The sequence below is a fragment of the Streptomyces sp. NPDC051051 genome (assembly GCF_040682975.1).
Classification (GTDB): Bacteria; Actinomycetota; Actinomycetes; order Streptomycetales; family Streptomycetaceae; genus Streptomyces.
The window spans coordinates 32,082-46,093 of sequence record NZ_JBFBCB010000044.1 but is presented as its reverse complement, the minus strand read 5'-3'; the positions used below and the strand labels follow the sequence as shown (position 1 = coordinate 46,093).

At 72.0% G+C, this 14,012-nt stretch carries 10 protein-coding genes, 1 pseudogene and 1 riboswitch; of the genes and pseudogenes, 5 read left to right on the top strand and 6 right to left on the bottom strand.

Features of this window, described 5'->3' with window-relative positions:
* Positions 1 to 130: 130 nt before the first annotated feature.
* The 4 genes from AB0N31_RS28125 to AB0N31_RS28110 all read right to left on the bottom strand — a co-directional run bounded on the left by AB0N31_RS28125 (position 131) and on the right by AB0N31_RS28110 (position 4,893).
* A complete protein-coding gene (locus AB0N31_RS28125; RefSeq protein WP_366061234.1) occupies positions 131 to 823 on the bottom strand; it encodes a GntR family transcriptional regulator in 693 nt (230 codons plus the stop codon).
* A 188-nt stretch (positions 824 to 1,011) separates the two neighbouring features.
* Positions 1,012 to 1,755, bottom strand: a complete 744-nt coding sequence (locus AB0N31_RS28120) for a M23 family metallopeptidase (RefSeq protein WP_366061233.1) — start codon at positions 1,753 to 1,755, stop codon at positions 1,012 to 1,014.
* A 13-nt stretch (positions 1,756 to 1,768) separates the two neighbouring features.
* A riboswitch (cyclic di-AMP (ydaO/yuaA leader) is annotated at positions 1,769 to 1,936 on the bottom strand.
* 210 nt (positions 1,937 to 2,146) lie between these two features.
* Positions 2,147 to 3,535, bottom strand: a complete 1,389-nt coding sequence (locus AB0N31_RS28115; RefSeq protein WP_366061232.1) for a pitrilysin family protein — start codon at positions 3,533 to 3,535, stop codon at positions 2,147 to 2,149.
* Positions 3,532 to 4,893 (bottom strand): pitrilysin family protein, encoded by a 1,362-nt coding sequence (locus AB0N31_RS28110; RefSeq protein WP_366061231.1) that lies wholly within the window; start codon positions 4,891 to 4,893, stop codon positions 3,532 to 3,534. Before AB0N31_RS28110 ends, AB0N31_RS28115 begins: the two co-directional genes overlap by 4 nt.
* Positions 4,894 to 5,251: 358 nt before the next feature.
* Between AB0N31_RS28110 and AB0N31_RS28105 the strand changes: the two genes are divergently transcribed.
* Complete coding sequence (locus tag AB0N31_RS28105; RefSeq protein ID WP_366061230.1) at positions 5,252 to 7,708, top strand: DNA topoisomerase IV subunit A; 2,457 nt, start codon at positions 5,252 to 5,254, stop codon at positions 7,706 to 7,708.
* Here the strand turns inward: AB0N31_RS28105 and AB0N31_RS28100 are convergent.
* Entirely contained in the window at positions 7,705 to 8,880 is a 1,176-nt protein-coding gene (locus AB0N31_RS28100; RefSeq protein WP_366061229.1) for a GTP-binding protein, read from the bottom strand. The genes AB0N31_RS28105 and AB0N31_RS28100 overlap by 4 nt on opposite strands.
* Before the next feature lie 319 nt (positions 8,881 to 9,199).
* Between AB0N31_RS28100 and AB0N31_RS28095 the strand changes: the two genes are divergently transcribed.
* Together AB0N31_RS28095 and AB0N31_RS28090 are read left to right on the top strand one after the other, a co-directional pair.
* Complete coding sequence (locus AB0N31_RS28095; RefSeq protein ID WP_366061228.1) at positions 9,200 to 9,751, top strand: DUF6082 family protein; 552 nt, start codon at positions 9,200 to 9,202, stop codon at positions 9,749 to 9,751.
* A 154-nt stretch (positions 9,752 to 9,905) separates the two neighbouring features.
* Positions 9,906 to 10,162: pseudogene (locus AB0N31_RS28090) on the top strand (hypothetical protein).
* A gap of 236 nt (positions 10,163 to 10,398) precedes the next feature.
* Here the strand turns inward: AB0N31_RS28090 and AB0N31_RS28085 are convergent.
* Entirely contained in the window at positions 10,399 to 11,562 is a 1,164-nt protein-coding gene (locus AB0N31_RS28085; protein ID WP_366061227.1) for a citrate synthase/methylcitrate synthase, read from the bottom strand.
* 98 nt (positions 11,563 to 11,660) lie between these two features.
* Here AB0N31_RS28085 and AB0N31_RS28080 point away from each other — a divergent pair, with 98 nt between their 5' ends.
* Positions 11,661 to 12,917, top strand: coding sequence for a citrate synthase (locus tag AB0N31_RS28080; protein WP_366061226.1), 1,257 nt, complete (start codon positions 11,661 to 11,663; stop codon positions 12,915 to 12,917).
* A 127-nt stretch (positions 12,918 to 13,044) separates the two neighbouring features.
* A complete protein-coding gene (locus tag AB0N31_RS28075) occupies positions 13,045 to 13,986 on the top strand; it encodes a sucrase ferredoxin (protein ID WP_366061225.1) in 942 nt (313 codons plus the stop codon).
* Positions 13,987 to 14,012: the final 26 nt, after the last annotated feature.

Genomic DNA, 14,012 nt, shown 5'->3' with positions numbered 1-14,012 from the left:
CGAGAAGGGCATGCGAAGAACATGCGACAGGCGCGCGAGGGGCACACCACCATAAATGCGGGGGCGCGCCGGAAAAAGGCAGCGGAAATACCTCTCCGCCGAATTACCTTCTTTGTATACGGCCCTCGTGTTAATGCCGGAGGCCGGACATGTTGACGACGTGTTGCGAAGTCCTCACACGGTCCCGGCGGTCACCGCCCGGAAAGCGCAGCCGGTGCGCGGAGGTCGCGCGCTCGGTGTGCAGCGCCGTCACCGCCCGCGCGCGTTCTCCGTCGCCGCGCGCCACCGCGTCCACGATCGCGCCGTGTTCCGCCCAGGACTCCATGGGGGTGGCCGACGCGTCGACCGTGTACATCCAGGAGATCTTGTGGCGCAGCTGGGTGAGCGTCGAGGTGAGGGCGTGACTGCCGGAGGCCTGGGCGAGGGTCTCGTGGAACCAGCCCCCCAGGGAGCGCAGATCCTCGCTGTTGCCGCGCCTGGCACGCTCCTGGCCCAGCCGGACGAGGCCGCGCAGCACCTTGAGGTGGGCCTCGGTGCGTCGCTGGGCGGCCCGGGCGGCGCCGAGCGGCTCCAGGAGCATGCGCATCTCCAGCAGGTCGGCGGCCTCCTGCTCGGTCGGTTCGGCGACGCACGCGCCCGCGTGCCGCCGCGTCACGACGAAACCCTCCGCCTCCAGCGTGCGCAGCGCCTCCCGGACGGGGACGCGCGAGACACCGTAGCGGCGTGCGAGGAGTTCCTCGGTGAGGCGGCTGCCGCGCTCGTAGACACCCGCGACGATGTCGTCCCGGATGGCCGTGCACACCGAGTGCGCCGGAATACGCATGACCGACCTCCGCCTTAATCCCCGTGAAACGTCGACGATTGACGTGTGTTCCGTGACTCTATTGCAATCAGCGGGAATTTCCGATGGCGGGCCGGAATCCAGGGATATTTTTCGGACAGTACGGTCCCGGAAACGACGAAAGCCCCGGCCGCGCGGGCCGGGGCCGTACGATCTGTCGCCGTACGTCGTCAGATGTGCACACCGTGCTTGCGGAGGTAGGCGACCGGATCGATGTCCGAGCCGTACTCCACGCCGGTGCGGGCCTCGAAGTGCAGATGCGGGCCGGTCACGTTACCGGTGGCGCCGGACAGGGCGATGCGCTGCCCCGGGGCCACCTTCTGGCCCACCGAGACGCTGATGGACGACAGGTGGCCGTACTGGGTGTACGTGCCGTCGTTCATCCGGATCACGACCTGGTTGCCGTAGGCGCCGCCCCAGCCGGCCTCGACGACGGTGCCGAGGCCCACCGCGTGCACGGGGGTGCCGCTGGCGGCGTGGAAGTCGATGCCGGTGTGGCTGCCGGAGGACCACAGCGAGCCGCCGGACCGGTAGCCGGTGGAGACGTAGGAGCCGCTGATCGGCGAGACGAAGGCGTTCAGGCGCTCGCGCTCGGCCGCGCGGGCGGCGCGGACCCGGGCCTCGCGCTCCGCCTCGGCCTGGGCGGCGGCCTCCTGGCGCGCGGCCTCCGCCACGGCGGCCTGCTTCTGCGCGGCGGCCTGGTCGTCGATCCGCTCGGCGACCGTGTCGCCGATCGTGACGACCGGGATGAGGCCGGTCTGCTCGACGGCCTTCTCCGCGGCGAGGGCGGGGCCGGAGGCGACGGTGCCGATGACGCCGGTGGTGGTGAGCGCAGCGATGCCCGCCGCGCGGGCGGTGGTGCGCTTCATCCTGCTGGGACGACGGTGCTTCCCGGTGGCGCAAGTGGACGCCATGAAGTTGAGCGGTCCTTTCCTTCCCTCTCGCCTACCGGGTTAGCTGACGGGTTCGGAGCAGGAAGGTCTCCTACGGACCCCCTCGCGGCTCGCGCGGGCGTCCGATTCACCCCAGGGACTGTCTGGTTGGGTCCCCGGCTCCCCTGGCTCGCGCCGTGGGGGGACTCGGCGATGACTGTCCGGTGCCGCGGACGCGGCGCACTGCCTGACGAACAGCCCGGTTGAAACTAGACGCGGCGGCCGTCGATCCCCAAACAGAACGCGGCTTTTGTAGCGCATGCCACAGGGCAGACAGGCAGCCTTTCCCTCAATTCGGACATCAAGGAGCCCTGGTGGCACATCCGTCCACCAGGGCTCCTGCGCGCGGCCTCACGGCCGCCGGTCCGCGTTCCTACTCCGCGGAGACGACCTTCACCTCACCGATGCCGAGGGCCTCGACCGGCGCCTTGATCGCGGCCGCGTCGCCGACGAGGACCGTCACCAGGCGATCCACCGGGAAGGCGCTCACGACCGCCGCCGTGGCCTCCACGGTGCCGGTCGCGGCGAGCTGCTGGTACAGCGTGGCCTGGTAGTCGTCCGGCAGGTGCTGCTCGACCTGGTCGGCCAGCGTGCCCGCCACGGCGGCGGCCGTCTCGTACTTCAGGGGCGCCACTCCGACGAGGTTCTGCACGGCGACGTCCCGCTCGGCGTCGGTCAGACCGCCCTCGGCGAGGGTGCGCAGCACCTTCCACAGGTCCTCCAGCGCGGGACCGGTGTTGGGGGTGTCGACCGAACCGCTGATGGCGAGCATCGCGGCGCCCGAGCCGTCCGGCGCGGACCTGAGGACCTGGCCGAAGGCGCGCACGCCGTAGGTGTAGCCCTTCTCCTCGCGCAGGACGCGGTCCAGCCGGGAGGTGAGGGTGCCGCCCAGGCAGTACGTGCCGAGCACCTGCGCGGGCCACACGCGCGCGTGCCGGTCGGCGCCGATGCGGCCGATCAGCAGCTGCGTCTGGACGGCCCCGGGGCGGTCCACGACGACGACCCGTCCGGTGTCGTCGGCGGTCACCGGCGGCACCGGCCGCGGCTGGGCCGCGGACCCCGTCCAGGCGCCCAGGGTGTCGCCCAGGAGCGCGTCGAGGTCGACTCCGGTGAGATCGCCGACGACCACGGCGGTGGCCGTGGCGGGGCGGACGTGCTTCTCGTAGAAGGCGCGTACGGCGGCGGAGTCGATCTTCTCGACGGTCTCCGCGGTGCCCTGGCGCGGGCGCGACATGCGCGCGGTCGCCGGGAACAGCTCCTTGGAGAGCTCCTTGGCGGCGCGCCGGGAGGGGTTGGCCAGCTCGTGCGGGATCTCGTCCAGGCGGTTGCGGACGAGGCGCTCGACCTCGCTGTCGGCGAACGCGGGCGCCCGCAGGGCGTCGGCCACGAGGCCGAGGGCCTTGGCCAGGCGGGAGGCCGGAACCTCCAGGCTGAGGCGGACGCCGGGGTGGTCGGCGTGCGCGTCGAGGGTGGCGCCGCAGCGCTCCAGCTCGGCGGCGAACTCCTCGGCGGAGTGCTTGTCCGTGCCCTCGGAGAAGGCCCGCGCCATGATCGTGGCGACGCCGTCGAGGCCGGCCGGTTCGGCGTCCAGGGGCGCGTCGAGGATGACCTCGACGGCGACGACCTGCTGTCCGGGGCGGTGGCAGTGCAGGACGGTCAGGCCGTTGTCGAGCGTCCCGCGCTCGGGGGCGGGGAACGCCCAGGGCCTGGCCTCGCCCGCGCGGGGCTGGGGGTGGAAGTCCATCGCGGCGAGCTCGGTCACTGGGCCGCCTCCTCGTTCTCGTCCTCGTCGGCGGTGTTCTCGGCGGGCTCGGTGGGCTCGGTGGGCTCGTAGACCAGTACGGCTCGGTTGTCCGGGCGCAGGCGGGCCCGGGCGATCTCCCGGACCTCCTCCGCGGTGACGTCCAGCACGCGCTGGACGGCGGTCAGGGCCAGCTGCGGGTCGCCGAACAGCACCGCGTACCGGCACAGTTCGTCGGCGCGGCCGGCGACCGTGCCGAGACGGTCCAGCCACTCGCGCTCCAACTGGGCCTGGGCGCGCTCCATCTCCTCGTCGGTGGGGCCCTCCTCGGCGAACCGGGCGAGCTCCTCGTCGATGGCCGTCTCGATGACGGGCACCTCGACGTCGCCGGACGTCTTGACGTCCAGCCAGCCCAGGGAGGGCGCCCCGGCCAGGCGCAGCAGGCCGAAGCCGGCGGCCACGGCCGTACGGTCGCGGCGGACCAGGCGGTTGTAGAGGCGGGAGGACTCGCCGCCGCCGAGCACGGTGAGCGCCAGGTCGACCGCGTCGCACGCGCGTGTGCCGTCCTGCGGCAGACGGTAGGCGGCCATCAGGGCGCGGGCCGGGACCTCCTCCTCTACGACCTCGCGCAGCTGCTCGCCGATGATGTCGGGCAGGGAGCCGTCACGGGGCTGGGGCTTGCCGTCGTGGGCGGGGATGGAGCCGAAGTACTTCTCGACCCAGGCGAGCGTCTGCTCCGGGTCGATGTCGCCGACGACCGACAGCACGGCGTTGTTGGGCGCGTAGTACGTGCGGAAGAACGCGCGCGCGTCCTCCAGGGTCGCCGCGTCCAGGTCGGCCATCGAGCCGATCGGCGTGTGGTGGTAAGGATGGCCCTCGGGGTAGGCGAGGGCGGTCAGCTTCTCGAACGCCGTGCCGTAGGGGACGTTGTCGTAGCGCTGGCGGCGTTCGTTCTTGACGACGTCGCGCTGGTTCTCCATGGACTCGTCGTCCAGCGCGGCCAGCAGCGAGCCCATGCGGTCCGCCTCCAGCCAGAGGGCGAGCTCCAGCTGGTGCGTGGGCATGGTCTCGAAGTAGTTGGTGCGCTCGAAACTGGTCGTGCCGTTGAGCGAGCCGCCCGCACCCTGGACCAGCTCGAAGTGACCGTTGCCCTTGACCTGCCCGGAGCCCTGGAACATCAGGTGCTCGAAGAGGTGGGCAAGGCCGGTGCGGCCCTTGACTTCGTGGCGCGAGCCCACGTCGTACCAGAGGCACACCGCCGCGACGGGGGTCAGGTGATCCTCGGAGAGCACCACGCGCAGGCCGTTGGCCAGGCGGTGCTCGGTCGCTGTCAGGCCCCCGGAGCCTGCCTGGGCTGTGGCCGTGTGACCCATGGGCATGTACGTCCTTCCGATCGCGGGCGCGGTCGTCGAAACCGCGTTTTTCCTGCCGGTCCTGCCAGTTTTTCCTGCCGGTCCTGCCACTGTATGCAAGCGTGCGGAGCGGCGGTGGAGTTCCCGGGCGGCGTACGCCGAGAGCGAGATCGCGTAGCCTGCGGACAGCCGTGGACGAGGTGCCTCTCCGGCCGGTCCGGTCGCCGACGCCCGGGCCCCGGGACGCACTGTCGGTGCCACGGTCCACAATGGTCCGCGGAGATCCCGTCACACGCCTCAGCAAGAGTGAGCCGCAGGACGCGCGTCGACACCGACGTGAGCGCCCCGCAGGCGAGCGACCAGGAAACAGGAGGAGCCGGCAGCGATGGCCCGCCGCAGCACGAAGACCCCGCCGCCCGACGACTCGTACGAGGAGCGGATCCTCGACATCGACGTCGTCGACGAGATGCAGGGCTCCTTCCTCGAGTACGCGTACTCGGTCATCTACTCCCGCGCCCTGCCGGACGCCCGCGACGGCCTCAAGCCCGTCCACCGCCGGATCGTCTACCAGATGAACGAGATGGGCCTGCGCCCCGACCGCGGCTACGTGAAGTGCGCGCGGGTCGTCGGCGAGGTCATGGGCAAGCTGCACCCGCACGGCGACGCGTCGATCTACGACGCCCTGGTGCGCATGGCCCAGCCGTTCTCCATGCGCGTGCCCCTGGTCGACGGCCACGGCAACTTCGGCTCGCTGGGCAACGACGACCCGCCGGCCGCCATGCGGTACACCGAGTGCCGTCAGACCGCGGCGACGAGCCTGATGACCGAGTCCATCGACGAGGACACGGTCGACTTCAACCCGAACTACGACGGCCAGGAGCGGGAGCCGGCGGCACTGCCCGCCGCGTTCCCGAACCTCCTGGTCAACGGCTCCTCGGGCATCGCGGTCGGCATGGCCACGAACATGCCGCCGCACAACCTGGGCGAGGTCGTCTCGGCCGCCCGCCACCTGATCCGGTTCCCGAACGCGGATCTGGACACGCTGATGAAGCACGTCCCGGGCCCGGACCTGCCCACCGGCGGGCGGATCGTCGGCCTCTCGGGGATCCGGGACGCCTACGAGACGGGCCGCGGCACCTTCAAGATCCGCGCCACGGTGTCGGTGGAGACCGTGACGGCCCGCCGCAAGGGCCTCGTCGTCACCGAACTGCCCTTCGCCGTCGGCCCCGAGAAGGTCATCGCCAAGATCAAGGACCTGGTCGGCTCGAAGAAGATCCAGGGCATCGCCGACGTCAAGGACCTCACCGACCGCGAGCACGGGCTGCGCCTGGTCATCGAGATCAAGAACGGCTTCGTGCCGGAGGCGGTCCTGGAGCAGCTGTACAAGCTGACGCCCATGGAGGAGTCCTTCGGCATCAACAACGTGGCGCTGGTGGACGGCCAGCCGCTCACGCTGGGCCTGAAGGAACTGCTCGAGGTCTACCTCGACCACCGCTTCGAGGTCGTCCGGCGGCGCAGCGAGTTCCGCCGGACCAAGCGCCGCGACCGTCTGCACCTGGTCGAAGGCCTGCTCACGGCGCTCGTCGACATCGACGAGGTCATCCGGCTGATCCGCTCCAGCGACAACAGCGCGCAGGCCAAGGAGCGTCTGATCGAGCGCTTCTCCCTGTCGGAGATCCAGACGCAGTACATCCTCGACACGCCGCTGCGCCGGCTGACCAGGTACGACCGGATCGAGCTGGAGGCGGAGAAGGAGAAGCTCAACGAGGAGATCGCCGAGCTGACCCGGATCCTGGAGTCGGACGCGGAGCTGCGCAAGCTGGTCTCGGCCGAACTGGCCGTGGTGGCGAAGAAGTTCGGCACCGAGCGCCGTACGGTCCTGCTGGAGTCGGCGGGCACGCCGGCCTCCGCCGTGCCCCTCCAGGTCGCCGACGACCCGTGCCGGGTGCTGCTCTCCTCGACGGGTCTGCTGGCCCGCACGGCGAACGCCGAGCCCTTCGGGGAGGACGCGGACGCCCGGCGGACCAAGCACGACGTGATCGTGTCGGCCGTGCCGGCCACCGCGCGCGGGGAGATCGGCGCGGTCACCTCGACGGGCCGGCTGCTGCGCATCAACGTCGTCGACCTGCCGCAGCTGCCGGACACGGCGTCCGCGCCGAACCTCTCGGGCGGCGCGCCGCTGGCGGAGTTCGTCTCGCTGGAGGGTGACGAGACGGTGGTCTGCCTGACCACGCTCGACGAGTCCTCCCCCGGTATCGCGCTCGGCACGGAGCAGGGCGTCGTCAAGCGTGTGGTGCCCGACTACCCGAGCAACAAGGGCGAGCTGGAGGTCATCACCCTCAAGGAGGGTGACCGGATCGTCGGCGCGGTCGAGCTGCGCACCGGCGAGGAGGACCTGGTCTTCATCACGGACGACGCCCAGCTGTTGCGCTACCAGGCGTCGCAGGTCCGCCCGCAGGGCCGCCCGGCCGGCGGTATGACGGGCATCAAGCTCACGGACGGCGCGAAGGTGATCTCCTTCACCGCCGTGGACCCGGCGGCCGACGCGGTGGTCTTCACGGTCGCGGGCTCGCGCGGCACCCTGGACGACTCCGTCCAGACGACCGCCAAGCTGACCCCGTTCGACCAGTACCCGCGCAAGGGGCGGGCGACCGGCGGCGTGCGCTGCCAGCGGTTCCTGAAGGGCGAGGACTGCCTGTCCCTGGCCTGGGCGGGTGCCGTCCCGGCGCGGGCCGCCCAGAAGAACGGCACACCGGTCGACATGCCGGAGATCGACCCGCGCCGGGACGGCTCGGGCGTGTCGCTGGGCAAGCCGGTGTCGGTCGTGGCCGGCCCGCTCTAGGCTTCCTCGACCGCCTCGACCGCCTCGACCGCCTCGACCGCCTCGACCGCCTCGACCGCCTCGACCGCCTCGACGTCGGGGTCCCGGACGTAACGGAGGACGCCCCACATGCCGCGCTCGTCGGCGTGCGGGGCGTCGTTCTCGCAGGCCTGCAGTTCCTTGGCGAGGGCGGCGGCCTCGATGCCGGAACCGATGAGGACGAGCTGGGTGCGGCGCTCCTCGGCGGGCCCCCAGGGCTCCGGGTAGAAACGCAGGAAGCGCCCGACGGCGTGCACGGCATAGCGGTTGACAGGGTCGTGCGGCCCGAAGTCGACGTACCCCTTGATGCGGTACAGCCCTTCGGGACGGCTGTCGAGGAAAGGCATCAACCGGCGCGGGTCCAGCGGGACTTCGGAGACGAAGGACACGCTGTCGTAGGCGGTGTGCAGGTGGCCGGGGTGATCGCCGTGACCTTCCGGCCCGTCGGGGCCGTCCTGTCGGTCGTGGGCGTGCTGCCCGTCCTGTCCGTCGACGCCGTCCTGTCGGTACAGGTCGTCGAAGGAGAGCTGCCCCACGCGCTCCTCGTTCGGCCGGCAGTCGAAGAGGAACTCGGGGTCGATACGGCCGTAGGTCGCGGGTACGACGGCGGTCCGGTCGGTGAGGGAGCGGACGAGGTCCAGGACGCGGGCGGCGTCGGGCGTCCGGTCGAGCTTGTTCACCACGACGAGGTCGGCGAGGGCGAGGTGCCGGTCGATCTCCGGGTGCCGAGTGCGGGTCTCGTCGAACTCGGCGGCGTCGACGACCTCGACGAGCCCGCCGTACACGATCCCCGGATGCTCGCTGGCGAGGACCATCCGGACGAGTTCCTCCGGCTCGGCGAGCCCGCTGGCCTCGATGACGACGACGTCGATGCCGGTGGAGGGGCGCGCGAGGCGTTCGAGGTACCCGTCCAGCTCACCGGCGTCGACGGCGCAGCACAGGCAGCCGTTGCCGAGGGAGACGGTCGAGTCGCCGAGGGCGCCCGCCACGGCCATGGCGTCGATCTCGATGGAGCCGAAGTCGTTCACGATCGCGCCGATACGGCTGCCTCCGCTGCGGTGGAGGAGGTGGTTGAGCAGTGTCGTCTTGCCGGAACCCAGGAATCCGGCGAGTACGACGACCGGGATCTGCTGCGGAGTGCGGCTCTGCGTCAACGTGCGACCTCTCTGACACCTACGCGTGCACCGGCTCACGGCCCGGCGCACGGTCGGGGATGGAATGCGCAGCCAGGATACGAGCAGGGGGAATCTCCGCGAAGTGAACGATTGTTAGCAGCGCTCGTGGGGCAGACGTTGGGCACGGCGCCGGAGTGTGCGACCCTCGCTTCCCTCCGTGCGCCTCTTCTCCGCCTCCCCCGCCGATCAGAGCCGCTCGGCACCCTGGAGGTGGCAAGCGCCGCCCATCGCTCGCCGGTCCCCGTCAGCCGACCCGCACTCGACGACCGGCGGGCGGCCGCCCGATTCGGGGGTTGACATGGTCACGCGGAAGAAGATCACGGGGAGGTTCAACTCGGCGGCGACAGGGATCCTGGTCGCCACGGCAGGGTTGACGTTGGCCGCACGTCAGCGGCGAATGGAGAAGGCCCGTCTGCACGCGCGCCGACTGGAGCCGGAGGAGCTGGCGATCCGGCGCGAGTCCCTGACACATCAGCAGCGCATGCACTGGGAATTGCTGACCAGGGCGATCGACGACCCGTCCCTGGCCGAGGTCATCGACACGTACGACAAGGACATTCCGGCAGAGCGGCGCCGCCAGTTCTTCTACGCCAACGCCTGGTACGTCAACCTCTACCACGTCTACCGGGCGGGGCTGGTGGACCGCGACGAGCTCTACGCGGCCCTCCGGGAGTTCTTCCAGAGCCCGATCTTCCGGGAGTACTGGGAGGCGGCGAGGCGCATGCGCGCCTCCCTCGACGAAACTTCGGAAGAGGCGCGCGTGGGCCGCATGGTCGACCGCCTGGTCCAGGACCTCGACGAGGCCGACACGGACGAATGGTGGGTCGTCGGCACTCCTCCCACCGACTGACGTCGAGCGGTCCCGCCGAGCGGGTCAACGCACCGGCATCGGTGACACGACGGGGGTGTTTTTCGGCCATGCAGCCACAGGGGCCTCTCGAGCACCAGTAACGTGTGGCGTTCACCACTCTGTCCGAGTTGAACGTTCATAAGGACCGGTAGTTTTGAAGATCGTGCGCCGCATCGGTGCCCCCCCCCCAGCGCCCGTGGCAGTTCCTCCGGATCGACCTGCCCCGACGTGTTCGAACTCAGTGACGGCAACTTCGCCGTCATCGGCACCGAGGCCACCGAGGCCACCGAGGCCACCGAGGCGCTGGACGGTGAACTGCCCGCGGACGCTGCACGCGCCGACTACGAACGCATCGTCGTCGTGAGCAGAGAAACCTTGATCCGCGCCAAGGCGGACATCCCCGACGCCTGACTCCACCGCCCGGGCACGCGTCCACCCTAAGACCCGTCCCGTCGCCCGCACCCCGGCCGCGCGCAACCGCTCGGCGAGCCGGCGGTCACCCGGCGAGCAGCCCGGCACCCCGTCCCTGCTCGATCACCACCGATGAGGCCTGGCGCCGGAACGGCACCAGGCCACACGCGTTCTCCGGCCGCCTTCCGGGAAGCCGCCCACGGGCCGGTCACCCGCCGGGGCGGTCGCGCTCCGGCTCAGGCCGCCGACACAGGGACGGGCGCCCGAGGTCCCACGTACCGGGCCGCGGGCCGGATGATCTTCTTGTCCTCCGCCTGCTCCAGGATGTTGGCGCTCCAGCCCACGACGCGGGCCGCCGCGAAGGTGGGGGTGAACATCTCACGGGGCAACCCGCACAGCTCCATGACCACGCCCGCGTAGAACTCCACGTTCGTGTGCAGTTCCCGGCCCGGCTTCAGCTCGGCGAGGATCGCCTCGACCTGCCGCTCGACCTCCACGGCGAAGTCCACGCGCGGCCCCCCGAAACCCTGGGCGATCTCGCGGAGCATGCGCGAACGCGGGTCCTCGGTCCGGTAGACGGCGTGCCCGAAACCCATGATGCGGTCGCCGGCGAGAACCCTCTCGCGGATCCACGGGTCGATGCGGTCGGGCGTGCCGATCGCGTCCAGAGTGTCCAGCGCACGGCTGGGGGCACCGCCGTGCAGGGGTCCCGACAGCGCCCCCACGGCGGCGACCAGGCAGGCGGCCACGTCCGCGCCCGTCGAGGCGACGACCCGGGCGGTGAAGGTGGACGCGTTGAATCCGTGGTCGATGGTGGAGATCAAGTACTGCTCGACGGCCCGCGTCCGCTCCGGCTCCGGCTCGGCCCCCGTCAACATGTACAGGTAGTTCGCCGCGTACGAGAGGTCGTCGCGCGGCTCGACGGGCTCGAGGCCCCTGCCCAGCCGGTGGAGCGCGGTGAGCAGTGTGGGCACGGCGGCCGCCGCGGCGAGGGTGTCCTGCCGACGCCGGTCGGCGTCGATGTCGTACACCGGCCGGAAGCCCTTCGCGGCGCCCAGCAGCGACAGGGCCGTCCGCAGGCCGGCGAGCGGGTCGGCGCCCGCGCCCACCGCCGCGACGGCGGGCAGGGCGGCCGTCACCCGGTCGGGGAGCCTTCGCAGAGCGGCGGTCTCCGCGGCGAAGGCGGCGGCGCGGCGCGCGTCCGGCAGGTGGCCGTGGACGAGGAGATGCCAGACGTCCTCGAACGGGCGGCTGCGGGCGAGGTCGACGGCCGAGTACTGCCGGTAGTGGTAGAAGCCCTCGCGTCCCCGGACGTCACCGACCTCGGTGTCGGCGACGACGACACCGGCGAGCCCCCGCGGCACCTCGACGGGTGTGGCTGCGTACCTGTTGACGGACATGGTTTCCTCCTCGAACTTGATTCGACTGTCCATGGTTGACTAATGAAGTGTCAATATTGATTGAATCAATACATGTATCTTGTGGATACGGTGATCCCATGCGCGATCAGGAACCCGGCCCCGGCCACCCGGAACGACGGCTGACCACCAAGGAGGCCGCCGAGTTGCTCGGCGTGAAGCCCGAGACCGTGTACGCCTACGTCAGCCGCGGCCAGCTGGGCAGCCGGCGCGTGCCCGGCGGCCGGGGCAGCACCTTCGACGCCCGGGAGGTCGAGACGCTCGCGCGGCGCAACAGGCGGGAGAGCAGCGGGAGTCCGGGCACCGGCGCCGAACAGTCCGTACGCACCCGCCTCACCCTCATCCGCGAGGACCGGTACTACTACCGGGGCGTCGACGCGACCGAGCTGGCCGCCCGGCACTCGTACGAAGAGGTCGCCGAATGGCTCTGGACCGGCCGGATGCGGCACGGAGCCGCCTTCACCGCGCCACGGGCCGCTGTCGAGGCCGCCCGCCGCGCGGTCGACGCCCTGCCCGAACACGCCGGCCCCACCGACCGCCTGCGCGTCGCCGCGATCGCCGCCGCGGTGGCGGACCCGCTCCGCTTCGACCTGTCCGCGGACGCGGTGCTCGGCGCCGCCCGCGGCCTCATCCCGACCCTCGTCGCCGCCCTGCCGCCGAAACTGCCCACCCACCGGGACGGCGGTTCGCTGGCCCAGCGGCTGTGGGGGCGGCTCAGCCGGCAGCCGGCGGCAGAGGCGCCCCTGCACGTCCTGGACACCGCGCTCGCCCTGCTCGTCGACCACGACCTGGCCGCGTCGACGCTCGCGGTGCGGGTCGCGGCCGGCGCCCGCGCACACGCGTACGCGGCCGTCACCGCGGGGCTCGGAGTGATCGAGGGCCCTCTGCACGGCGCGGCGAGCGGGCTCGCGCACCGGCTGGTGCTCGACGTGCTCGACCGGGGCTCGGCGGGCCCCGTGATCGCGGAGGAGCTGCGGGCCGGCCGCCGCATCCCCGGCCTGGGACACCGGCTCTACGCGCGGGAGGACCCCCGCGCGCGCGTCCTCTTCGCCCGCCTGGCGGAGATCCCCGAGGCGGCGCCGGCACTGGCCGCCGCCCGCGACATCGTGGACACGACCGCCCGCCACGCCCCGCTGCACGCCAACGTCGACCTCGCGCTGGCGGTCCTGACGGCGTCCTGCGGCATGGAGGCGTCGGCCGGCGAGACCGTCTTCGCCGTCGCCCGGACGGCGGGCTGGATCGCGCACGCCCTGGAGGAGTACGGCGAACGCCCCCTGCGCATGCGTCCGAGCGGAATCTACGTGGGCCCGAAACCTCCCCAGCCGGTCCCCGAGTAGGCCCGTCGCGCCGGACGGCCGCGACGCGGCGGCGCCGGGAACCGAGCGGCACGTGCGCGCATGCCGTGTCGCGGGACACGCGCCCCACGGAGGCAGCTGGGCATCAAGTCAGGTTAGGCTCACCTCTGTGAGTACGTGCACGACCGTCTCGCGGGACCTCGACGAGCCCATGCCGGGGACCGCGGCCACGGCGACGACCTGGCTGCTGCTGGAACAGCCCGGCCCCTGGGGTGCCAAGGCGCTCACGTCGAGCCACCTGGATCCCTCGCTGGGCCGCGCTCTGGAGGCCGCCGCGCAGGACACCGGCGTACGCGTCGCGCTCATCCGCCGCCCCGGACCGCACGCCGACTTCGGCACCCTTCCCCTGCGCCAGGTGTACGCGGCCCACACCGTGCCCGGCGGGGTGTGGCTGCACAGCGCCAGGACCGACGACCCGGGCCGGCTGCTGGACCTCGACTTCGCCGCGCTCGGCCGAGGCGACCACCGGACCTTCGGCACCGCGCTCGGCGGCACTCCGCACACCGGCGACCCGCTCGCCCTCGTCTGCACCAACGGCAAGCGCGACCGCTGCTGCGCCCTCCTCGGCCGCCCCCTCGCCGCCGAACTCGCCGCGTCGGGCGTGGACGGCGTCTGGGAGGTCACCCACCTGGGCGGTCACCGGTTCTCGCCGACCGTGCTCGTCCTGCCGTACGGCTACGCCTACGGCCGCGCTCGGGCCCACTCCGTCGAAGAGGTGCTGCACGGCGTCCAGGAGGGCCGCATCGTCGTGGACGGCTGCCGCGGGAACTCCGCCTGGGAACGGCCCGCTCAGGCGGCGGAGCTGGCCGTACGGAGGGCGACCGGCGAGTACGCGGCCGAGGCCCTCACCGTCGTGCGCACACAGGGCGAGGCGCCGCGCTGGGAGGTGACCGTCACCCACGTCGACGGGCGACACTGGCGGGTCGTCGTGGCCCAGGGCGCGTCCCTGCCGCCCCGCCCGGAGAGCTGCGGGGCGGCGGTCCTGGGGTCACCCGCACGGATGGACGTGGTGGCGGTGCGCGAACTGAGGCCCGCGGTCCTGGTCGGCTGATCCGCCGATCGGCCGGTCCCTGCCGG

Coding starts and splice junctions, on each gene's coding strand:
- AB0N31_RS28125 (WP_366061234.1), bottom strand. CDS start 823: ATGCGTATTCCGGCGCACTCGGTGTGCACGGCCATCCGGGACGACATC.
- AB0N31_RS28080 (WP_366061226.1), top strand. CDS start 11,661: ATGCGCGATCAGGAACCCGGCCCCGGCCACCCGGAACGACGGCTGACC.
- AB0N31_RS28085 (WP_366061227.1), bottom strand. CDS start 11,562: ATGTCCGTCAACAGGTACGCAGCCACACCCGTCGAGGTGCCGCGGGGG.
- AB0N31_RS28105 (WP_366061230.1), top strand. CDS start 5,252: ATGGCCCGCCGCAGCACGAAGACCCCGCCGCCCGACGACTCGTACGAG.
- AB0N31_RS28120 (WP_366061233.1), bottom strand. CDS start 1,755: ATGGCGTCCACTTGCGCCACCGGGAAGCACCGTCGTCCCAGCAGGATG.
- AB0N31_RS28110 (WP_366061231.1), bottom strand. CDS start 4,893: ATGCCCATGGGTCACACGGCCACAGCCCAGGCAGGCTCCGGGGGCCTG.
- AB0N31_RS28095 (WP_366061228.1), top strand. CDS start 9,200: ATGGTCACGCGGAAGAAGATCACGGGGAGGTTCAACTCGGCGGCGACA.